At 37.8% G+C, this 21,906-nt stretch carries 21 protein-coding genes; 2 read left to right on the plus strand and 19 right to left on the minus strand.

What is annotated here, in order from left to right:
* From mutS to gpr, 9 genes are all read right to left on the minus strand, one after another.
* Positions 1 to 2,619: a DNA mismatch repair protein MutS gene (gene mutS / locus H9635_RS10760; RefSeq protein WP_191700287.1), complete on the minus strand. Its 2,619-nt coding sequence runs from the start codon at positions 2,617 to 2,619 to the stop codon at positions 1 to 3.
* A 180-nt stretch (positions 2,620 to 2,799) separates the two neighbouring features.
* Entirely contained in the window at positions 2,800 to 3,369 is a 570-nt protein-coding gene (cotE, locus tag H9635_RS10765; protein WP_191700288.1) for an outer spore coat protein CotE, read from the minus strand.
* A 120-nt stretch (positions 3,370 to 3,489) separates the two neighbouring features.
* Positions 3,490 to 5,676, minus strand: coding sequence for an EAL domain-containing protein (locus tag H9635_RS10770; RefSeq protein WP_191700289.1), 2,187 nt, complete (start codon positions 5,674 to 5,676; stop codon positions 3,490 to 3,492).
* 178 nt (positions 5,677 to 5,854) lie between these two features.
* Entirely contained in the window at positions 5,855 to 6,292 is a 438-nt protein-coding gene (locus H9635_RS10775) for a RicAFT regulatory complex protein RicA family protein (RefSeq protein WP_191700290.1), read from the minus strand.
* On the minus strand, positions 6,289 to 7,824 hold the full coding sequence (gene miaB / locus H9635_RS10780) for a tRNA (N6-isopentenyl adenosine(37)-C2)-methylthiotransferase MiaB (protein ID WP_191700291.1): 1,536 nt from the start codon (positions 7,822 to 7,824) through the stop codon (positions 6,289 to 6,291). The genes H9635_RS10775 and miaB overlap by 4 nt, the downstream gene beginning before the upstream one ends.
* A gap of 74 nt (positions 7,825 to 7,898) precedes the next feature.
* Positions 7,899 to 8,243 (minus strand): hypothetical protein, encoded by a 345-nt coding sequence (locus H9635_RS10785; protein WP_191700292.1) that lies wholly within the window; start codon positions 8,241 to 8,243, stop codon positions 7,899 to 7,901.
* Positions 8,244 to 8,364: 121 nt separating this feature from the next.
* The gene (lepA, locus tag H9635_RS10790) at positions 8,365 to 10,194 is read right to left on the minus strand and encodes a translation elongation factor 4 (RefSeq protein ID WP_191700293.1); all 1,830 of its coding nucleotides are present in this window, start codon (positions 10,192 to 10,194) and stop codon (positions 8,365 to 8,367) included.
* A gap of 336 nt (positions 10,195 to 10,530) precedes the next feature.
* The gene (gene spoIIP / locus H9635_RS10795) at positions 10,531 to 11,352 is read right to left on the minus strand and encodes a stage II sporulation protein P (protein ID WP_191700294.1); all 822 of its coding nucleotides are present in this window, start codon (positions 11,350 to 11,352) and stop codon (positions 10,531 to 10,533) included.
* Positions 11,353 to 11,442: 90 nt separating this feature from the next.
* Positions 11,443 to 12,471 (minus strand): GPR endopeptidase, encoded by a 1,029-nt coding sequence (gene gpr, locus H9635_RS10800; protein WP_191700295.1) that lies wholly within the window; start codon positions 12,469 to 12,471, stop codon positions 11,443 to 11,445.
* Between the two features lie 164 nt (positions 12,472 to 12,635).
* On the opposite strand from gpr, the gene rpsT reads away from it, so the two are divergent.
* Complete coding sequence (gene rpsT / locus H9635_RS10805) at positions 12,636 to 12,884, plus strand: 30S ribosomal protein S20 (RefSeq protein ID WP_191700296.1); 249 nt, start codon at positions 12,636 to 12,638, stop codon at positions 12,882 to 12,884.
* Between the two features lie 139 nt (positions 12,885 to 13,023).
* Here rpsT and holA read toward each other — a convergent pair whose 3' ends face one another.
* The gene (gene holA / locus H9635_RS10810) at positions 13,024 to 14,034 is read right to left on the minus strand and encodes a DNA polymerase III subunit delta (protein WP_191700297.1); all 1,011 of its coding nucleotides are present in this window, start codon (positions 14,032 to 14,034) and stop codon (positions 13,024 to 13,026) included.
* Positions 14,035 to 14,277: 243 nt separating this feature from the next.
* Between holA and H9635_RS10815 the strand changes: the two genes are divergently transcribed.
* A complete protein-coding gene (locus H9635_RS10815; protein WP_191700298.1) occupies positions 14,278 to 14,451 on the plus strand; it encodes a YqzM family protein in 174 nt (57 codons plus the stop codon).
* Positions 14,452 to 14,609: 158 nt separating this feature from the next.
* On the opposite strand, the gene H9635_RS10820 is transcribed toward H9635_RS10815, so the two are convergent.
* The 9 genes from H9635_RS10820 to aroE all read right to left on the minus strand — a co-directional run bounded on the left by H9635_RS10820 (position 14,610) and on the right by aroE (position 21,694).
* Positions 14,610 to 16,676, minus strand: a complete 2,067-nt coding sequence (locus H9635_RS10820) for a DNA internalization-related competence protein ComEC/Rec2 (protein WP_225231250.1) — start codon at positions 16,674 to 16,676, stop codon at positions 14,610 to 14,612.
* Positions 16,677 to 16,893: 217 nt separating this feature from the next.
* On the minus strand, positions 16,894 to 17,469 hold the full coding sequence (locus tag H9635_RS10825; RefSeq protein WP_191700300.1) for a ComE operon protein 2: 576 nt from the start codon (positions 17,467 to 17,469) through the stop codon (positions 16,894 to 16,896).
* Positions 17,470 to 17,553: 84 nt separating this feature from the next.
* Positions 17,554 to 18,189: a helix-hairpin-helix domain-containing protein gene (locus H9635_RS10830; protein WP_318245203.1), complete on the minus strand. Its 636-nt coding sequence runs from the start codon at positions 18,187 to 18,189 to the stop codon at positions 17,554 to 17,556.
* A gap of 139 nt (positions 18,190 to 18,328) precedes the next feature.
* Positions 18,329 to 19,066, minus strand: coding sequence for a class I SAM-dependent DNA methyltransferase (locus H9635_RS10835; protein WP_191700302.1), 738 nt, complete (start codon positions 19,064 to 19,066; stop codon positions 18,329 to 18,331).
* Entirely contained in the window at positions 19,059 to 19,412 is a 354-nt protein-coding gene (rsfS, locus tag H9635_RS10840; protein WP_191700303.1) for a ribosome silencing factor, read from the minus strand. The genes H9635_RS10835 and rsfS overlap by 8 nt, the downstream gene beginning before the upstream one ends.
* A gap of 6 nt (positions 19,413 to 19,418) precedes the next feature.
* Complete coding sequence (yqeK, locus tag H9635_RS10845) at positions 19,419 to 19,979, minus strand: bis(5'-nucleosyl)-tetraphosphatase (symmetrical) YqeK (protein ID WP_191700304.1); 561 nt, start codon at positions 19,977 to 19,979, stop codon at positions 19,419 to 19,421.
* The gene (locus H9635_RS10850) at positions 19,948 to 20,541 is read right to left on the minus strand and encodes a nicotinate-nucleotide adenylyltransferase (RefSeq protein ID WP_191700305.1); all 594 of its coding nucleotides are present in this window, start codon (positions 20,539 to 20,541) and stop codon (positions 19,948 to 19,950) included. The genes yqeK and H9635_RS10850 overlap by 32 nt, the downstream gene beginning before the upstream one ends.
* A gap of 11 nt (positions 20,542 to 20,552) precedes the next feature.
* Positions 20,553 to 20,858 carry a ribosome assembly RNA-binding protein YhbY gene (gene yhbY, locus H9635_RS10855; RefSeq protein ID WP_191700306.1) on the minus strand — a complete coding sequence of 102 codons (306 nt, stop codon included), beginning with the start codon at positions 20,856 to 20,858 and terminating at the stop codon, positions 20,553 to 20,555.
* A 5-nt stretch (positions 20,859 to 20,863) separates the two neighbouring features.
* Entirely contained in the window at positions 20,864 to 21,694 is an 831-nt protein-coding gene (aroE, locus tag H9635_RS10860; RefSeq protein ID WP_191700459.1) for a shikimate dehydrogenase, read from the minus strand.
* Positions 21,695 to 21,906: the final 212 nt, after the last annotated feature.

A 21,906-nucleotide genomic window follows, 5' to 3' on the forward strand; every position in this document is an offset into this window, starting at 1 on the left:
TTATTTATTTCCTAAAAGCTTTTGTTGGAGTTCGTATAGTAATGTCATTGCCTGCATTGGTGTCGTTCCCATAACATTTAATTTTGTTAATGCATCAAGCACTTCTTGCTGCTCTGGTGCTATAGCAGGCTCCTCAGAAATTGAAAATAACGAAAGCTGCAATTCTTCGTCTGTCTGTTTTTCAGGAGGCTGTTCCACAACGGCTGGCGTATGTTTAAGATCACTTTTAGATGGTTTTTCCGCCGTATGTGTCGCTTCAAACTGCTCAAGTAAAATACGGGCACGCTGTAAAATAGCTTCAGGCATTTCTGCAAGTTCTGCTACATGTACACCGTAGCTTTTATCAGCCGCCCCTTTTTTTACTTTGTGTAAAAATACGACGCGTCCATCTTGTTCTGTTGCACTTACATGAACATTTTGCAATCGAACTAGTTCGTTCTCTAAATCAGTCAACTCATGGTAGTGGGTTGAAAATAAAGTATTTGCCCCTATTTCTTCATGGATATATTCCATCATTGCCTGGGCCAAACTCATACCATCATACGTTGATGTTCCGCGTCCAATTTCATCAAACAGCAATAAACTGTTCTTCGTCGCATGTGTAATAGCATGCTGTGACTCGAGCATTTCAACCATGAATGTCGATTGTCCTGCTACTAAATCATCCGCTGCCCCTATACGTGTGAAAATTTGATCGGTAATTGGCAATATCGCTTCATCTGCAGGTACGTAACATCCAATTTGCGCTAATACTACAATTAAGGCAACTTGACGCATATACGTACTTTTCCCCGACATATTTGGTCCGGTAATAAGCATCATATTTTTATCATCTGTCAATATGCAGTCATTTGGTACATAGCTTTGTTTATTAAGCATCTTTTCTACGACAGGGTGTCGTCCTTCAATAATTCGCAGTCCGCGCCCTTCATGAAATTCAGGTTTGGTAAAACGATACTTGTCTGTCACAGCAGCAAAGCTCATCAAAACATCAAGCTCACTAATTTCCGCCGCTAATGCCTGAACACGTGGAATAAAAACCTTCAAACGGTCACGCAATGCAACAAATAAATTATATTCAAGTGCTAAGCTTTGTTCTTCTGCATTTAAAATTAGTGCTTCTTTTTCTTTCAGCTCTTCCGTAATAAAGCGCTCTGCATTTGCTAAAGTCTGTTTTCGTTCAAATCGGCTTAAATCCGTATTATTTAAATGAGACTTTGTAATTTCGATATAATAGCCAAAAACACGATTATAGCCTATTTTTAAATTTTTAATACCTGTTATTTCACGTTCTTTCTGTTCGAGCTGAGCTATCCAATCTTTGCCGTTGCGCGATGCATCGCGATATTCGTCCAACTGTTTATTGTATCCATCACGTATCACATCACCTTCCTTAATCGAAATCGGAGGATGATCCGTAATTGCCTCTGCCAATAGTTGTTCAACATCATCACAAACATCCAGCTTTTGCCCTAGAATGCTACATTTTTCATGACCACTATTAATTAATTTTTCTTGAATTTTTGGTACTTGGCGTAGAGATTCCCGCAGTTGGGCTAAGTCGCGCCCTCCAACAGAACCAAATGCAACACGTCCCGCTAATCGCTCCAAATCATACACATTTTTTAATAATCCCGTTAATTCATCGCGTAAAAAGAAATCCTCTAACAACTCGGTTACAATTGATTGACGGGATTCAATTGCCTTTTTATTAGCTAATGGTTGGTGTAGCCATTGCTTTAATTTTCGTCCACCCATTGCTGTAACGGTTTCATCCAACAGCCATAATAGCGTGCCTTTTGAATCTCCACTACGGATTGACTGTATAAGCTCTAAATTACGTTTGGAATTAGTATCAATTCGTAGAAAGTTGTTTGCCTCTGTATAATTAAATGGCTGGATATGGGATAAAGAGCGCATTTGTGTTCGTTCCACATATTGCAATAGCCGTTTTGCCACTCCTTGCAGGTTGGCCGGCAAATGATTCACATATTGCGCAGCGCGTACTCCTTCCATTTCCTCCGTCTCCAATGATAAGACAATACCCCCTGCCTCGGCATATTCCGCCAACAGTAACTGTAGCTGCTCTGTAACAATCACTTCTTTTATTGCATAAGATTGTACTTGCTGAATTAATTGTTTCGCACTGCCTTCAATTATCGAACAATTAGATTCACCTGTAGAAACATCTAAATAAGCAAACGCAATTTCGGTCTCCCCTATACTTTCTGCCGCTGCAATAAAATGATTTGACTTGCCATCAAGCGCTTTTCCTTCTGTAATTGTTCCTGGCGTAATAACTTGGACAACTTCACGTTTTACAACACCTTTTGCATGTTTTGGATCCTCTGTTTGTTCACAAATAGCAACTTTATAGCCTTTTGCTACGAGTGTTTCAATATAGCCCTGTGCAGAGTGATGTGGAACCCCACACATTGGAATCGGATTATCCGTATTGCCTGCACGTGCTGTTAATGTAATTTCCAATAATTGCGATGCATTTATAGCATCATCAAAAAATAATTCATAAAAATCGCCTAAACGATAAAATAAAAAAGCATCCTTATAATCCTGCTTTACGAGCATGTATTGTTGCATCATCGGTGTATATGTAGTCATGTTTATTTCCCTCACTTGCTAAAACTTGTACAAGTATTATACCATTAGCCTCGTAATTTTCCTTGTATACGCAATGAAAAAAGGATTGTTTGAAAGAAATCTTCAAACAATCCCAAACTGTCCAGCCTATAATGCTGATAATGTTCGCTCTTTAATAAGTGAGTTTTTTAATTAAATCGTTTATGAGAATGACGAGGATTCATAGTCTCCACTAGACGAACTAGATGAACTAGACGAGCTGGAAGATGACGAACTTGATGGCTGCTGTGAGCTTTCCTCGTAAGACCAATCTTCCTCATAGTCAAGTGGGTGTACATTAATGACTACAGTTGTTTCACCGATAATTTCCACTAAAAATTCGCGTTCGATTGTTACTTGGAATTTATCCCCCTGCTTCGTAATTACAGCCTCTATACAATTTGGTTGCTGTAATACACGAGTTTTCACATCATTTGAATCGACTTCTTCTCCATCACGGAATGACAGTTTAATACGATCCTTATAAGTGATTGTTTCTGTATGAACTGCCGTTTTTGAATGGTTGCTATAAGCATACCACACATTCACATCGAACTTCCCTGTCACATCAACAAATTTACCATTACGCTTTGCTTGATAATGATGATTGATTACCCAGCAACCTAAAATGCTTGTTGGCGCATTCGGTGGACTGAGCGTTTCAACACATTCGGTACGCTTTTTCCCTTTCGCTATAACTGCTTTTGTCACAATTTGGCGTAAACGCTTCACCGAACATCTCTCCTTTCTTCAACTACTCGATTTATTGTATGCGGCAGGTGCCTAAAGGGTGAAATGAGTTTTTACAAAAGAAAAAACTACTACAATGAAGTATTGTAGTAGTATCTTTCACTAGTGTACGGTCATTTGGTCTGCCAATAAGTCATTGATTTGCTCAATAGGCATTGGTTTATAATAATAATATCCTTGACCAATATTGCACCCTAACTTTTTTAATTCGTTATGTTGATCTTCAGTTTCAATGCCTTCAGCTACAGAAATCATATTCAAGTTGCCTGAAAGCTGGATAATCGTTTTAATTACTGCATTCATCCGTGGATTGGATAGATTATCGACGAAACTTTTGTCAATTTTAATTTCTTCAAAAGGCAACTCTTGCAAGTAACTGAGGGATGAATACCCTACCCCAAAGTCATCAATTGAAGTTGCGACACCGTATTGTTGCAATTCATTGATAATTTTTTTTGCACGTAAAACATTGTCTAACTCGACACTTTCGGTAATTTCAAATTTTATATATTTAGGATCAATACTATATTTTTTTATGAGCGCTACTGAATTTTCTACAAACGATGCATTATAAAAATGACTCGGCGAAATATTGATCGATACTTGATACAATTTAAGTCCCGCATCAAGACGGTTTTTTTGCCACTGCAATACTTTCCGGAAAATTACCAGATCTACTTTATAAATATTGCCTGTATTTTCTGCGACAGGAATAAACAAAGCAGGTGAAACGAATCCAAGCTCTGCTGACACCCAACGCGCCAGAGCTTCAAAACTTTCAATTTCGCCAGTTCTTATGTTGACTTTAGGCTGGAGTACCGGGAAAAATTCACTATTCTTTATCCCTCTTGAAAAATGAGATAGTACATTCATTTCCTGCTCTACTGACTCGATTAAACTTTGGTTAAATTTCTTAATCACTGTACCGTTTATTTTCAGAGCACTCGATAAAGCCGTGTCCGCCCGGTGAACTGCTTCTGTTAATGTTACTTGAGGGCTATAGATAGAAGTTCCGACTTTTAATGTAACGTACACTTCTTTTCCGTCAATATAATAAGGATCCGATAATATTAAATCGACTTCCTTCTGTGGAATACTCATTTCCCGAAGTGATAATCGTGTTGCTACAATAATAGTGGAATGTGTATAACGTGCAATTATAGAGTCCTCAAATGTCGATAAACTTTGAATTCGGTTTGCTAACTGACTTAAAACTTCATCTCCACCACGTCGTCCATATAAATCGATTATCGTTTGATATTCACCCGGCTTCACAATATATAAGTGACCTGCATTTCCTTCAGCAATCATTTCATTTAAGATGATTTTAAATCTTTCAAAATTGTTTAACCCTGATGCAACGTCCTGATAGGCAAGTCGACGAATCGCTTTTTTTTGATCAAAGTACTTCATTGCTAGCGTTGCAATTGGTGCAATACGGTTTAGAAATTTCAAATCGATATCTTTTGGCTCTATATGTTGTTTAAAATACATCGTAAATATTCCGATGATTTTGCCTTCCATATTTAAAATAGGTTCGCCCCACAATGTTACAATCTGGTGTTTCCTCATTAAATCACGATATGATTCATAATATTCAGACTTAGCTATGTCTCCTAAAATAACCGTTTTATGTAATCGCCCCATATCTCCAGTTCTAATTCCCATTAACAAGGCATTTTCATCAAGCTTATTTAAATCATTGAACAAGTCTCCATATATCTTCAGCGAACGTTCATTATCGTCCCTGAGCACAATGGAGCAATAGCACTCTTTCCAAAAGGTTGTTGCAACCGTATCGCAAATATTCCCCATTACACTTTCAAGCGTTCCGCCATTTTCCAAACTAAAATAAACATCGCGCTCTAGTTTAATTAACGACTCTATATTCATCGAATCAGTCACATCTCTTAAAGTGAGCACGCAATATTGCAGTTCTCCTTGTGGATTGCGCATCGCTAAGTGACTTACATCACTCCAAAATGAAGAACCGTCTTTCCTATAAAGAAAGGATGAAGTTTTAAATGTAACACCTTTTTCAATGCTCTCCTGAATATCCTTTTCATTTAACAGATCCGTATGCTGACCATGGAGAAAAGAAAGCGTGGAACCAATCATGTCAGTTTCACTATATCCTGTCATATACATAAACATATGATTTACATATTCAATAGTAAAACTTTTTTTTGGATTAATAATCATGACCGCTGAATCAAGTTGACTAGCCATCTGACATAACCAAAAAAACAATTCATCATCACTTAAAATTCGTTTATCAAATTCATTCATAGACAATGTCCTTCCTATTAGTTACCACTTACTGAACAGTATATCAAAATACGTTAGGAATATCGACGGATTTTCTTCCCAATTTATGTTTATAATTTAGCGCCAATCATTTGAACAAAAAGAAGGGGGCTGTGTTAAAAGCTAATTTCACTTTTAACACAGCCCCCTCATATTTAATTTAAGAACAAGAGCCTGGAGTACTGTTGCGTACTTTTGAACCAGTCTCGCCTTTTAATAAATCTCCGCCCGTTGTAGCAATAACTTCGTCTGTAACATTGTTCGCAATGGCATTCGACACGAGTTGCAATAAACCGTTTACCTCAGTTTGAGATTGTTTAAATTGTTGAACAACTGGTAAATCGTCAATTTCTTGTTCAATACCCGTTATTTTGCCTTCAATCATTTTTAATGCTTTTTCTTTCCCCAAATGCTGGAAGTTTACTGCCTGCTTCTGTAAAGTTTTTAAAGATGCAATTTTTTCACGAACAAATTGATTTTCATTAATTTGCTCTTCTGCTTTTTTGAAAAACTCAACTTCTTCTGTATTGGCAATCATATGGGCAATTTCTTTTGCTTTTTCAATAATTTCGTCTTTAGTATACAATTTTGTTGTCATTTTACAAATTCCACCTCTTCGATTACTTCTTCTACAAACTCACCTAACAATGAATATGATTTTGCTTCTAAAATCTTCACTTGTACAAGCTTACCTATATACTTTGGATCTGCTTTGAAGTTTACAAGACGGTTTTTTCGTGTATAACCAGCTAAAACATCATCCCGTCTTTTACTGCTACCTTCAACTAAAACTTCTACTGTTTGACCTTCTAAATCTTTTAGCGCTTTAGCAGAATACTCTCCTACAACTGCATTAAGACGTTGTAAGCGGTCTTTCTTCTCTTCTTCCGTTACATTATCTGTCATTTTTGCTGCAGGTGTACCTTCACGTGGTGAATAAATATACGTGAATGCCATATCAAAACCTACTTGGCGATACAAATCAAGCGTTTCCTGGAACTGTTCTTCCGTTTCGTTTGGATATCCAACGATAATATCAGTCGTTAATGTTACACCTGGAATCGCGACTTTAATTTTATCTACTAATTGTAAAAAGTGCTCACGAGTGTATTTACGTGCCATGATTTTCAAAATCTCATTCGAACCTGATTGGACAGGCAAATGGATATGATCCACCAAGTTACCACCTTTGGCCAGTACTTCGATCAAGTGATCATCAAAGTCTCGTGGATGACTTGTTGTAAAGCGAATACGTGGTATATCGATTTTGCGAAGTTCATCCATTAAATCACCTAAACGATAGTCGATGTCGTCAAAATCTTTCCCGTAGGCATTTACATTTTGACCTAGAAGCATAATTTCTTTATATCCTTGCGCTGCCAAATCCCGCACTTCCTGAATAATCTCATCAGGTCTACGTGAACGTTCTTTGCCGCGCGTATACGGAACTATGCAATATGTACAGAATTTATCGCAACCGTACATAATATTTACCCATGCTTTAATTGAGCCTAAGCGCTTCTTCGGAAGGTTTTCAATTACATCGCCTTCTTTTGACCAAACTTCTACGACCATCTCTTTTGACATGTATGCATCGTGTAATATATTTGGCAGACGGTGAATATTGTGTGTTCCAAATACCATATCGACATGTTGGTATTGTTTTAAGATTTTGTTGACGACGGATTCTTCTTGCGACATACATCCACAAACACCAATTAGCATTTCTGGATTTTTACGCTTATATTTTAACAGGAAGCCAAGCTCACCGAATACTTTATTTTCTGCATTTTCTCGAATGGCGCAAGTATTTAGCAATACAACATCAGCCTCTTCGATTAATTCAGTCGGTGTATAGCCAAGCTGCATGAAAATACCGGCCATTACTTCAGTATCATGCTCATTCATTTGACAGCCGTATGTGCGAATATAAAACTTACGGTCTTGTCCCATACCTATATACTTTTCATCAATATCAAAATCTTTATGATATTTCACTTCTTCTTTACCGCGTTTTTTTGCATCTTTAAGTGAAGGAGCAGTAAATACTTTTTCAAAATATTTACTATAGTCTTTTTCTTCCTTAGGTTGCTTAATCTGCTGACTAGCTAGTCGTTGTTCCTCATTCATCGACCCAGAGCCCCTCTCATTTAATACATTTACTCATTTCATCATTATAGCGAATTGTTACTAGTTCCGACAAGTTAGTCCATGAATTGTTTATAACTATTTACATCATTCGTCCGCAAAATTGTAAGAAATGTGACACTTAACTTTATTACTTGTGTCCATTCCATTTCATAATTTGCTTCAAATTGGTGTTTTGGCAAACGTAAAACATCTTGAAACACTGTTTTTGCATCAAGCTCATGCTGTGCTAAATATGCCAGAAAAGCCAAGAACAGCTTATGATCCTCTAACTGTAATTCTTTATTTTCTATTAGGGCATCCACTCTGCATGCAGGTGAGTTGGCCCGCTCGAACAGTTTCGCCAGTTCGCCCTCAAGTTTTTCGTTTTTATATTGTAGAAAGTTTAAAATGTCCGTCATAGCATACAGCCCCATTTTAAAATTGGATTTCATTTCCTTCTTACTGTAGCAGATTAGTAAATATTTCTCATCCAAAAAGCAAAAGGCAGAAAGATTGCTCCATCTGCCTTTTAAAAAAACATTATTTACTATCATCCATTTTCAGTACCGCCATAAATGCTTCCTGTGGGACCTCTACTGAACCTACTTGTTTCATACGTTTTTTACCTGCTTTTTGCTTTTCAAGTAGCTTACGTTTACGCGAAATGTCACCACCGTAACATTTTGCAAGTACGTTTTTACCCATTGACTTAATTGTTGAACGGGCAATAATTTTTTGACCGATTGCTGCTTGCACGGGTACTTCAAACTGTTGACGAGGAATTAGTTCTTTTAATTTCTCTACAATCACTTTTCCGCGCTCGTAAGCGAAGTCTTTATGCACGATGAAACTTAGCGCATCGACTTGTTCACCATTTAATAAAATATCCATCTTGCTTAATTTCGATGGTTTGTATCCGATTAATTCATAGTCAAATGATGCATAGCCTTTTGTATTGGATTTCAAGAAATCGAAGAAGTCGTAAACAATTTCAGCTAATGGCATCTCATAAACGATTTTAACTCGGCTATCATCAATGTAATCCATACCTGAGAAGTTTCCACGTTTTTTCTGACAAAGTTCCATAACTGCCCCTACGTAATCGTTTGGCACCATTATTGTTGCTTTAACATATGGTTCTTCAATTTCGTCAATCTTTTGTGGGTCCGGCATCATTGAAGGGTTATCGACTTTCAATACTGTGCCATCTGTTTTAGTTACTTCATAAATTACTGAAGGAGCTGTTGTAATTAAGTCAATATTAAATTCACGTTCAATACGCTCCTGAATAATTTCCATATGGAGAAGACCTAAAAATCCGCAACGGAAACCGAAGCCCAATGCTTGAGATGTTTCCGCCTCATATTGAAGTGCTGAGTCGTTTAATTCTAATTTTTCCAATGCTTCTCGCAAATCATTATAGCGAGCTGTATCGATAGGATAAAGACCGCAATATACCATCGGGTTTAATTTACGATAGCCTGGTAGCGGCTCTGTCGCTGCACGACTGCCAGCATAAGTTACAGTATCACCAACGCGTGTGTCCTGTACATTTTTGATTGATGCAGTTAAATAGCCTACATCGCCTACAGTTAATTCAACTTGAGGAATCGCTTTTGGTGTATGAATGCCCACCTCGATAACTTCAAACTCGGCACCGGTTGCCATCATTTTTATTGTATCGCCGGCTTTTACTGTACCATTTACGATACGAATGCTGATAATAACCCCTTTATAAGCATCATAAACTGAGTCAAAAATTAATGCTTGTAATGGTGCATCAGGATCGCCCTGTGGTGCCGGTACTTTTTCAACGATTTGCTCTAAAATATCCTGGATTCCAATACCAGCTTTTGCAGATGCAAGTACTGCTTCAGATGCATCAAGCCCAATAACATCCTCAACTTCCTGGCGAACACGCTCAGGATCTGCAGCCGGTAAATCGATTTTATTGATTACCGGTAAGATTTCCAGGTCATTATCCAATGCTAAATATACATTTGCCAATGTTTGTGCTTCAATTCCCTGTGCTGCATCCACAACTAAAATGGCACCTTCACAAGCCGCTAACGATCGCGACACCTCATATGTGAAATCGACGTGACCAGGTGTGTCGATTAGATGGAATGTATAGATCTCACCATTTTTAGCATTATATTTTAACTGTACGGCATTTAATTTAATCGTAATTCCGCGCTCGCGCTCCAAATCCATTGAGTCTAATAGCTGTGATTTCATTTCACGCTGTGTAACTGTTTGTGTTGATTCTAAAAGACGGTCTGCTAAAGTTGATTTCCCGTGGTCGATATGTGCAATAATCGAGAAATTTCGGATATTTTCTTGACGTTTTAAACGTTGTTCTCGGTTCATGTATAATTCCTCTCCTAATTAGAAAAAACACCTGAGCCCATTATGGGTTGGTGTCACTACGTATGTAGATTATCATCCATTTACTTTTCTACTAAAATACAGCCTCTATATCCATCAAATTTGAAAGTAATGGAACAATAGAGGCTTTCTTAATTTAAATTATACTATGAATCGTAGTAAAACGACAACAGCGAACCTTCAACTGCCATAGGAAAAACGCATTTCGCTCACACTATTGCGAAATGCGCTTTTACATATTTGAGCAAGGAGTAGTGTTTAAGTTCCTTTTAAGAATGTACTACTCACTTTCATTTTATAAAATTCCCTCTAAAATAATTACACCGCCGCTTCAACAAATGCAAGTCGGATGGCCTGCGCTAATATAGCCATTGTTCGGTGAAGTTCTTCTTCCGTATTGTCAATACCGCCAAGTTCGATCAGCAACATATTCGGTGCAAGATCCTGGTTATAAACACCATTCACATGATCCCCTTGTTGTTTTAATATGCCGCGTGAAATACCAGGTAACATGTTATTTAACTGTTTATCCAGCATTGTTGCATACGCTAAATTTGCTTCATATGCCGGGTGTTCCGCCCCCACGACAAATGCCACTTTTGCATAGCTTTCCTCATTCACTGTATGTGTAGTAGCCTTTTTCGGAACTGCATCACGATGAAAATCAATTACCAGTCCGTATTCACGCTCTTCCAAATATTGTTTTAATATAGGGCGAGCAACTTTGTAGGCTTGAGGTAACCTTGCATCCACTAACTTCATTTCGTTCATTACATCAACATCGACAACATGTGGTGTAATTTCATTTAATTCGAAATAATACTGCATCATTTGCTGTAACGAGAAAATATTCATTTCCTCATCATATACTGCCTGCATCCCTTTAGTCTGTTTAACAATCGGCTTATACGACTCATGAGAATGTGTAAACATGAGTAATACATTAAATGGATCTGGATTATATGGCGGTTCTTCGACTACAATTGGTAGCGGTTCTGCTGCAGCATAAACGACGTGTGTATTTTCAGATTTTTTTGTGGACATTTCATTATTTGGAAAAGGGAATTGCCCAATAATAATAGGCAGTGAAAATAAAAATAAGAACAATAATGAGAAGCGTTTTAGTTTCCGCAAACACATCACCCTTTCTCCAATACAATATGGGGAAAGAGCAAAACTTAGAACGTATAACTAGTTTTTAGTGTATCTAAAATTTATTCTTTTCTAATTTTAAGTAGATTGTTTTTGCTCTATCCATTTAAACAAACTTTCCCCTAACAAAAATGCATATTGACTCAGCCAAAAATCAACTTCTTTTGGTGTAACCATAAGTCGTTCAGGATGGGTACTAAATACTTCTTCAAATAATTGACGACGATCTTCTGTCGGCCAAGTCGCCCATTGTCCAAAAATCGGCTCCACTTTCGATAAATCCACTTCTTCATTCACAGGTGTCCAATTTGTTACAGATAACTTCCCGGAAGGTTTACCCTTTTCTTGTATTTTTGCTGCGATTGACCTGAAAGCAACATCAATTGCATCTGCAATTAATATCGGTGCTTCTACAACTGTTGGAATTCCGATAGCTGTTACAGGTACACCTAGAACTTCCTTTGAAATTTCTTTTCGGTGGTTACCTACACCCCCACCAGGATGAATACCAGTATCCGTTAATTGAATAGTTCTACATAAACGTGCACTGCCACTTGTTGCAAGTGCATCAATTATAATTACTAGCGATGGCTTTATTTTTTCTGTTAAAGCATGAATATAATCACTCGTTTCAAATCCTGTTTGTCCCGTTACGCCTGGCGCATATAAAATAAATTTAGGCTCCTGCAGTTCCGATTGTTTTTTATGCATTGCATCAATAGTATATGGACCAATTGCATCTGGTGTAATCGTCTTATTTCCTAATCCTATGACTAAAATTTTTGATTCTGCAGTAATTTTTAAATCTTTATGCAAGTCATGTAAATAATGGATTAGTGATTCCTGTAGTTGCGAAAAGCCATGTTGGTCTTCCGAAGTCAACGTAGGTATCGATAATGTAATATACACTCCTTGTTTTTTACTAATTTGCTCTTGCCCAGCCGCATTTACTTCAACCTTTGTAATTTTTACTCGGTTTTGTTGCGACTCCTCCATATGAACGCCACGTTCATGCTTTAATTTTTCCTTATCCGCCGGGGTTTGTTGAAGCAGTACTCCAGCTGTTTCATCAATTAAATCTGTGCGATTCCAATCTACTTTTTTCATAATTGCACCTCCACATTCCAGTTTGTTCAAACTGTCAAGTAAATATTCTTTGCATTTATGTATTGCAATTCTTTCAATCCTTTGGTAGAATGATTTTTGTTGTATTGACACATGAAACAGTGAGAAAATACTCATCTCGTACCTAAATCTAGGAGGTGAAAGAAATGCCAAACATTAAATCTGCTATTAAACGTGTAAAAGTTAACGAAAAAGCAAACGCTGCTAACGTACAAGCAAAATCTGCTATGCGTACTACAGTTAAAAAAGCTGAACAAGCGATCGCTACAGGTGCTGAAAACACTCAAGAATTAGTAGTTGCTGCTTCTAAAGCATTAGATAAAGCTGCTTCTAAAGGTCTTATTCACAAAAACGCGGCTTCTCGTAAAAAGTCTCGTTTAGCGAAAAAAGCTTAATTGTAAAGTTATAAAGCCAACTGCGCATTTGTGCAGTTGGCTTTTTTCGTATTATATAATTAGTTTTATAGAACGCTACTAGTAGAATCCACAAGTAGACGGGTAAATCTTACTTCAAAAAAATATATAAAAACTTTTCCTATAGCTTTCTCAATAAAAATAGTTCTAAGTGGCGTTCGCGATTGCCACCTGTGGTTTTTAGTTGAAGATCAACCTCAGCCAGACTGTACAGTGCTTGGAGTAATCGTTGATCCGTTGGACGGCTTCTTTGATTCGAAATAATTTGGACACGGTAAGGATGAATTTTTAGTTGCTTTGCAATTTGTTGCTGATGATAGCCCTTTTTTTGCAAATAGAAAACTTGTGTCATTGTACGAATATTACTTGCAAGTAATCCAACGAGTTTGATCGGTTCTTCTTTTTGGCGCAATAAATCATGATAAATTTTAAGTGCCTCTTCCTGATTATGTTCCAAATAGGCATTCAGCATTTTGAAAGCATCATGTTCAAGTGTCTTCGCTACTAAATCTTCCACAAGTTCACGTGTAATTTCCAACTCTTCCCCTAAATATAACGCCATCTTTTCTATTTCCATTTGTAGTTGGAGCATATTAGGCCCCACCATTTCAAGCAATTTCACGATTGCTTCATCCGTAATGGCTTTCCCATGAATCCTCGCTTCATTTTGCACCCAAACATTTAAATCATTATTTTGAGGTGTTTGCGCAAGGATAACCGTACATTTATCCTTCATAAGCTTCGTGATTTTTTTTCGTTCATCCAATTTTTCGTATGGAGCTATAAATACCGTAATTGCAGTATCGGTAGGATGCTCGAGCCAGCTTTCAAGACGTTTTAAGTCATGTTCAATCTTTTCTTTTCCTTTTTCAGTTGCTTTTAAAAAAGATGTATTTTTGGCGATTATCAGTTTGCGTTCTGAAAAAAACGGGATTGTGTCCGCTTCATCAATGACATAATCTATCGGTTGTTCATTTAAATCAAAGGTCATCACTTCTGCTTCTTCCTCTTTTTGAAGTGCAGATTTCAATTGCTTTATTGTTTCATCTATAAAATAAGATTCTTCTCCTACAAGCAAGTAAACCGGTGCGAAATTCCCTTTTTTAAAATCCTGCCATATTTTTGTTATCATCTGGGGAACCTCCTTTACTTTCGTATTTCTTAGTATAACATTTTTTAATTAATTGAGAATGTACAGATTCGCTTACAATCCTACAGAACAGGAAAAACAAATTAAAATAACAAGCTAATTACTTTGTGGACTTTTCTTGAAATTTACACTTATTATTATCACCAATAAAAGGAATAATTAGCATTTCATATAGCATTTTTAATTAGATTATTCTATAATGATTGAAGATTAGGAGGGATACTTATGGCAGGACATCAAGATCCAAACTATGTAACTGAAAACCCATTTGAAGGTCGTGGCCGTGCGATGAAAGGCAACGACTTCCCAGATGCTGGTTACGGTTTCGTAATTGGTGGCGGTTTCTTTATTACAATTTTTATCATTGCAATTATTGTAGAAGCAGCTACACGTATGTAATCCTAAAATGGAGTGATTTCTATTATTTACATAGAAATCACTCCATTTTTATAGTTCATCACCATAAGTGGCTTTAGCACTGTCTTGCCGTAGCCCACCAATCCATCAACTGAAATTTTATTAGAAAAGCAACCCCATGTTATGGTGATGAGCCACTTTTATTGCAAATAAATTGAATTCGATTTTTCTATTGCCATCTCACCTTTTTTTATCGTTACTTCTATCGTTCCTTCCATTCCAGTTGTTACGTGTGGGATATTGTATGATTCAAAACGATTTACTACATCAATATGCGGATGATTGTACCGATTGTTTTCCCCAGCCATAAACACTGCAAATTTCGGGTTTGTCAGCGCAACAAACTCTTCAATGCTTGAAGTTTTGCTCCCATGATGACCGGCCTTTAACAAATCAATATTCCTTAGCTTTTCTGTATATAGTTGAATTAATTGCTGTTCCCCTTCTTTTTCAAGATCTCCTGTAAACAGTGCCTTATACTGATTATGCGTTACCAGAATAACAAGCGAATCATTATTCCCTTCGTATTCAATATCAACAGGCCATAAATACTCAAACGTCGTCGTACCAACATTCCAGTAATCCCCTGCCATCTTTTCGATAAGTTTTGTATTTGTATTCTTCAGTTCCTGTAAAAAATCATTCATTACAGGCTTTGAAATAGAGCCTGGCGTCACATGTACCTCTTTCACAAGCACCTCTCGCAGAACCTCTTCAGCCCCTTCTACATGGTCGGCATCGGCATGAGATAATACAAATGTATCAATTGACTGTATGCCACGCCCTTTTAAATAAGGTACTACTATTTGCCGACCCACCTCATATGGCGTTTGACGCTCTTTCCATTTCTCCTGATCAAATCTTAATAACCCTCCTGCATCAATCACTATAACGGATTTCCGGTAAGGTAATTCAATAACAATGCAGTCTCCCTGCCCTACATTTACAAAGGCAATTTTTAAATCATTATGCCAATAGGACTGAAAATGGAAAAGCAATGCAGGCATTACTAAAAGTAAAATTGCTTTTAATATCTCTTGTTTATCAAGGAAATAGAAGGTAATGAAAACAGAGCTGTACAATATGACAAGCCATATAATCGATGGTTTTCCCGGGTTCCACATTTGGACAATCGGCTGTTGAATGAAGAAGATGAAGTTTGTAAGTGCTGTTCGCAATGGCTCATATAGGTGAAAAATAATAGAATCAAACGGGAGTGGCAAAAACGTAAGAATTAAAACAACAAGATTAATCGGAAGAATTACAAAAGAAAATAGTGGCACAAAGAAAATATTCGCTATAAAAGATGAAAGACTGATTTCAAAAAAATGAAACAGTAACAGTGGGTAAACGAGGATTTGACATACAAAGGTAATAAAAAATGATTGAACCAAGAAGTTAGAATACCGCGCTAAAATTCGATTCGAGTAGACTAGACTGTATGTAGCTAAATAGGAAAGCTGGAAACCTACTTGAAAAATAATACCGGGCTCCAATAGGACAAAAATGATAAAACTTATTGACAGGGCGTCATCCATTGGAATATTCCACCGTAAATACCGAGCAAGCATGATAAATTCCACAACACTTACCGCACGCCATATTGATGGAGCACCTCCTGCTACAACCGCATACATCGGTAATATGGCAAGAAGCAGAATTGTGGCTGGTTCCCTACGAATGCCCAAACGTAATAACAACTGGAAAAATAGGAAAGAAACGAGGGCGACATGAAGTCCTGAAATCGCAAATAAATGTGTAATCCCTAACTTTTGGTACGCTCTATTTAATTCATCATCGACATTATGTTGTAAACCGATTAAAAGGGCCTGTGCCTCAGCAACAAGCGAAGGAGGGAATGTATCTTCAATATGGAGCCTCAATCGAAAGCGTTGGTCATATAAAGGCTGGAACAAAGAGTTTTCCTTGTCCACAAAAGTTAGATGTTGAATTTCGATAATTCCTCGGGCATTTTTACTTTGTAAATATCGACCCATAGAAAAGCCATAGCGGTGTGCGGGAATAGATGGGGATACTTGCTCTCCGGCAACAAAAAAATTCGTACCAGCGAGTTGCTGGGCTTCCAGGAGCTGCTTTTCCTGTTCACTTTTTATTTCGTAGGTTACATATAGCTTTTCGCCCTCTTCATTGGTCATAAAACCTCGCAGCATAACACCGTTAATTTTGTATTCATCAGACCATGTCAAGATTGCGGGAAGTTCTACCGGCACCAAAAGCTTGTTTACTTCTTGGGTGAAAAAAAAATAACTCACAACGCCCGTAGAAAAAATTAAGACAAGATGTATTTTGAGGAAACGCTTATAATGACAAAATAACAACAATATAACTAATAATATAAGTAGCCTTATCGATTCAAATGCAGCAATTGCACTAATACAAATCGACAAGGCATAAAATATCCACTTATGCTTGAACAAGTTTACCAAATAAAGCATGCATCTTCTCCTCTAAAGGGAGCAACTGTTCATTACTTGCACCTAACTCACGAAGCTTCTCGAGCATTTCAAATGTTAAGGCAAACTTTTCATCTTGCAGAAAATCTATTTTTGCTTCATCGAATGGGATGTGCTGAACATGGACATCAGCCTTCTTGAATAGTTCCAAAGCATATACATTATTTTTATAATCTTTTGCATAGTACACGTTTTTAATTCCTGCTTGAATAATCGTCTTCGAACAAGGTAAGCATGGAAAATGCGTCACATATAGGTCCGCCCCATTTGCTGGTGTACCATATTTCGCACATTGCAACAGCGCATTCGTTTCAGCATGGACTGTTCTGACACAATGATTGTCCACTACATAGCACCCTTCTTCAATACAGTGTTCATCACCGGAGATTGAACCATTGTATCCACCGGCAATAATACGCTTCTCTCTCACAATAGTTGCCCCTACTGCAAGACGGGCACATGTACTTCTTAATGCAAGTAAATGGCTTTGTGCCATAAAAAATTGATCCCAAGTAATTCGCTCCATATGATAACCCCCAAAATTTATATCACTTATCAGTTTATACATAGTTCCAACCATTCGCAATGTATGATTTTTTGAAATTTCACTTTATTTTACATCAATTAAGTCCTTTAACTGCTCAAATGTTTTATCCCCGATGCCGGTTACCTGTTTTAAATCATCTACTTTTTGAAAATTTCCGTGTTCTGATCGATGCTGAATAATTGCACTAGCTTTTGAAGGTCCTACGCCAGGCAATTGGGTTAACTCTGATTCAGTTGCTTTATTTATATTGATTTTCCCTGAGCTGTTACCACTGCTTGTAGAATTTGTTTCCGTCATTTGCAGAAGCAGTTCCATTTCTTCCAATGCATCTTCACTAGAATTAGGAATATAGACAACCATTTCATCCTGTAATTTTTGCGCATGGTTAATAAGTATTGGATTTGCATCATCCGTATAGCCCCCTGCCGCTTCAATTGCATCGACAATTCGCTGCTCTTCTGACAAGGTATAAACACCCGGATATTTTACTGCGCCTTTTACATCAACAATAATTGTTTGTGGAGTGTCTTCCAATTCTGTTTCCGGAATATTTGGAGTAGAGCCAATAGTAGCCATGGCCATTTGGTCAATTGTTTCAATCGTGGCACTGTTCGAGGAATCTTGAATAAAAAAGAAATAGACAACTATTACCGCAAGTACACTACCAAAAATAGTGATTTGCTTTTTATACTTCTCCACAAATGGCTGCAAATTAAAAAACACCCTTTCATAAAGAAGGTTTTATATATGGAGCTTACTTCCACTATACAAATTTCACTTCTTTATGAAAAGGTATTTCATCTAAAACTGCCGAAACATTCTTTTTCGGGCATTTTATTTATTTTACAGCACGGATAAAAATCCGTTCACTTTCTTCAGTCGGCTCGGCTTTTGTCCAATCAGCCGAAACCTCGACATGTGAGAAACCAATTTCTTTTAGCCAAATAACATATTGTTCATAGTTAAAAGTTCTTTGAAAGTGTTCTTCATCAAATCGTTCATATAAACCATTTTCTGTCTGTAAGAAAAATGTCATTTGATGATAGACTGAATGTGGATACTCCCCATGCTCTGTATGCCATACATAGGAAATATCTCCGTCATCATACGTAAATGGACCGTCTAAGAAAATAGCGTCCATCTTATATAACGAGTGCACATCAAAAAATAATTGTCCTCCAGTACGAAGACTTTCAAAAATCCGTTTTAATGTTTCGATGACTTGATGTTCTTCTTTTACGTAATTAATCGAATCTATTGGAATGATTGCCACATCCAAGTCACTGAAACCGTCTAGTTCGTCCATCGACATTGCATAAAGTGGTATTGTAACCCCATTGACATCCATACGAGCACTTGCAATCGAAAGCATTTCCTCAGATAAATCGATACCTGATACATTGTAGCCTGCTTGATGCAATAATAAAGCAAGTGTTCCAGTACCACAGCCAATATCCAATAAATTTTTATAGTTCTGTGCAGGGGCATGCGATTGAATCCACTCCACATATTCCGCGTACGGGATATCTGTCATCAATTCATCGTATACTTCTGCAAAACGCTCATAACTATTCATTATCAGCTTGTGGTGCGTCTAATTGTGCTGCATCTCCCCATAAACGCTCCAAGTTATAGTATGCACGCTCATCTTTGTGGAAAATATGCGCAACAACATCCCCCATATCAACTAAAATCCAACGAGCTGTATCAAAGCCTTCCAATTTACGAACAGTGTAGCCCGCTTCTTCAGCTTTTTCTTTAATTTCTCTTGCAATAGCCTGTACTTGGCGTTCTGAACTACCTTCTGCAATGATGAAGTAGTCAGCTAATAAAGAAATCCCCTGCATATTTAGGGCAACAATATCTTCCCCGCGCTTGTCATCTATTGCTTTGTACGTAATATTTAATAACGTTTCATTCATGTATGTTTATTCCTCTCTCATTAAAAAGTTATAGCATTCAATTGATACAGGGTAAATTGCCTGTTGTGATGAAACTAAAAAGCTGAGGGTATGAGTTATACATGCCCGGAATGCATCATCCAAATTAATGTTTGCATCGGCTCTTAGTTTTTCTACACCATGAAATTTACGGTTTGGTTCAATCATATCTGCCACAAAGATAATTTTTTCAAAAGTTGTCATATCCGCTCGCCCAGTTGTATGGTAACGAATTGCATTTAAAATTGATTCATCATCAATATGAAATTCCGTCTCTGCAATCCATGCCCCGATAGGACCATGTAAAATCTCAGCGTCCCAATCAAGTAAGCGAGGATCCAATTGCTGCTCAATCACAACTTTTTTCATCCATTCGACATCTGCATATTTCGCAATATCATGTAAAATGGCTGCAATTTCCGCTTTTTTCGGATCTTCCTGATATTTTTCGGCTAAACGAATCGCCGTTTCCATAACACCAATCGTATGAAGATACCGCTTTTCGGGCATTCGCTCTTTAATTGCTGCTAATAACGTCTGACGATCCATACAAACCTTCCTCTCGAATATACTGTTCAACAGCCTTAGGCAATATAAAATGCAAATTGGCCTTATGTTGCTGTAATCGGTTTCGAATATAAGTTGAAGAAAGGTCTATTTGGGGCGCATCAACCATGTGTACATTATAAGACGTTTGCGCTTCACTGCCTGGACGCTTCACTCCTACAAACGTCACAAGCTGCATGAGCTCGTCAATCCGATGCCATGTAGGTAATGAATCAATCATATCCCCACCAATAATGAAATAAAACTCCGTTAGCGGCTCACGCTCACGCATAGCTTTAATCGTATCGAATGTATAGGATACACCTCCACGGTCCAGTTCAAAGGTCTCCACATGAAAATAGGGGATTTCTTCAATTGCCAGCTCAACCATCCGAAGACGCTGTGCATTAGTTGTAGAACTCAACTTATCCTTATGTGGCGGCTTTGCATTGGGCATAAAACGTATTTCCGCTAAATCGAGGGCAGCATATACTTCATTGGCCATCATTAAATGTCCGATATGCGGTGGATTAAATGTACCGCCAAAAAGACCGACTTTCTTCATTTCGCTTCACCTTATTTCGTAGCTACTTTTGGTAATACGATTTTTTTGTTATTGCGTGATTCTTTATATAAAACAACTGTTAATCCGATAAGTTGGACTAATTCTGCGCGTGTTCCTGCAGCAAGTTCTTCTGCCACAACATTTTTATCTTCTTCACAGTTATCTAAAATACGTACTTTAATAAGTTCGCGTACTTCTAATACATCGCGTAATTGTGCAAGCATTGCATCATTTACGCCACCTTTCCCAACTTGAAAAATTGGATCTAAGTGATGTGCCTCAGCACGTAAAAAACGTTTTTGTTTACCTGTTAACATAAAATTTAATTTCCTCCTAATTGCGCCGTCAAACGGGCAATCATTGCATTTGTATTTGGATAATGGCCTAACCAATATTCGTAGGCAATCGCTCCTTGATGCACGAACATGCCTAAACCATTAACAATTGTCGCCCCTTTTTGCTCAGCCGCTTGCAAAAATGGCGTCATTAATGGATTATACACAATATCTGCAGCAATTGCGCCTGCAGGGAACTTTTCAAGCGAAAATGGCAAAGCAAAGTCGCCCGTTGACATTCCTGCCGGTGTTGTTTGAATAAAAATTTGGAAAGCATCTAAGTTCTTTTCTGCGTGTTCCAATGAAATAGCCCGCCCCTCAGACATCTCATCTATAATTTGCTGTGCATTTTCAACCGTACGATTGGCAATAGTAATGTCCGAATAGCCTATAAGCTGTAAAGCGAATGCGATGCCACGTGCTGCCCCGCCTGCGCCGATTAATAAAACCGGTGCATCACGCTTATTTGTGCCAATTACTTGCTCTAATGCTTTCACAAATCCCGGACCATCTGTATTATAGCCCTTTAGTTTCCCTTCAGCTGTACGAACGACAGTATTGACCGCGCCCATCTTTGCAGCGAGTTCATCAAGTTCATCCAAAAAGGGAATAATTGTTTGCTTATGCGGTATTGTTACATTCCAGCCACTTGTGCCCAACAGCTTGAATGATGCTACAGCTTGTTGTAAATGTTCAGGCTTCACGTGTACCGGGATATAAGCCGCATCCACATTCTCTTCTTCATACCATGCATTATGCATTTCCGGAGATTTTGACTGTGCAATCGGATCCCCAATAACCGCAAACCACTTTTTCATCATCTTTTCCTTCTTTCCAGCTACCATTTCATTTACCACAAAGTATTAGCTTCCGTCATTAAATGCCGTTGATTTCCATTACGGGTCGGACGCTTTCCGCGGGCACGGCCTGAGCCTGTAGTCTCAGGCATCGTGCTTGTCCCGCTGGAGTCGCCTCCCCTTCATTCCAATCAACTAACTTTGAATAATAAAATATCAACCTTAATTAGGTG

This window comes from Solibacillus faecavium, assembly GCF_014836905.1.
Taxonomy (GTDB): Bacteria; Bacillota; Bacilli; order Bacillales_A; family Planococcaceae; genus Solibacillus; species Solibacillus faecavium.

Bases quoted from the DNA above. Each gene is read 5' to 3' on its own strand.
- mutS (WP_191700287.1), bottom strand. From the start codon at position 2,619: ATGACTACATATACACCGATGATGCAACAATACATGCTCGTAAAGCAG.
- H9635_RS10770 (WP_191700289.1), bottom strand. From the start codon at position 5,676: ATGAATGAATTTGATAAACGAATTTTAAGTGATGATGAATTGTTTTTT.
- H9635_RS10775 (WP_191700290.1), bottom strand. From the start codon at position 6,292: ATGACAACAAAATTGTATACTAAAGACGAAATTATTGAAAAAGCAAAA.
- miaB (WP_191700291.1), bottom strand. From the start codon at position 7,824: ATGAATGAGGAACAACGACTAGCTAGTCAGCAGATTAAGCAACCTAAG.
- H9635_RS10785 (WP_191700292.1), bottom strand. From the start codon at position 8,243: ATGACGGACATTTTAAACTTTCTACAATATAAAAACGAAAAACTTGAG.
- lepA (WP_191700293.1), bottom strand. From the start codon at position 10,194: ATGAACCGAGAACAACGTTTAAAACGTCAAGAAAATATCCGAAATTTC.
- spoIIP (WP_191700294.1), bottom strand. From the start codon at position 11,352: ATGTGTTTGCGGAAACTAAAACGCTTCTCATTATTGTTCTTATTTTTA.
- gpr (WP_191700295.1), bottom strand. From the start codon at position 12,471: ATGAAAAAAGTAGATTGGAATCGCACAGATTTAATTGATGAAACAGCT.
- rpsT (WP_191700296.1), top strand. From the start codon at position 12,636: ATGCCAAACATTAAATCTGCTATTAAACGTGTAAAAGTTAACGAAAAA.
- holA (WP_191700297.1), bottom strand. From the start codon at position 14,034: ATGATAACAAAAATATGGCAGGATTTTAAAAAAGGGAATTTCGCACCG.
- H9635_RS10815 (WP_191700298.1), top strand. From the start codon at position 14,278: ATGGCAGGACATCAAGATCCAAACTATGTAACTGAAAACCCATTTGAA.
- H9635_RS10825 (WP_191700300.1), bottom strand. From the start codon at position 17,469: ATGGAGCGAATTACTTGGGATCAATTTTTTATGGCACAAAGCCATTTA.
- H9635_RS10835 (WP_191700302.1), bottom strand. From the start codon at position 19,066: ATGAATAGTTATGAGCGTTTTGCAGAAGTATACGATGAATTGATGACA.
- rsfS (WP_191700303.1), bottom strand. From the start codon at position 19,412: ATGAATGAAACGTTATTAAATATTACGTACAAAGCAATAGATGACAAG.
- yqeK (WP_191700304.1), bottom strand. From the start codon at position 19,979: ATGGATCGTCAGACGTTATTAGCAGCAATTAAAGAGCGAATGCCCGAA.
- H9635_RS10850 (WP_191700305.1), bottom strand. From the start codon at position 20,541: ATGAAGAAAGTCGGTCTTTTTGGCGGTACATTTAATCCACCGCATATC.
- yhbY (WP_191700306.1), bottom strand. From the start codon at position 20,858: ATGTTAACAGGTAAACAAAAACGTTTTTTACGTGCTGAGGCACATCAC.
- aroE (WP_191700459.1), bottom strand. From the start codon at position 21,694: ATGAAAAAGTGGTTTGCGGTTATTGGGGATCCGATTGCACAGTCAAAA.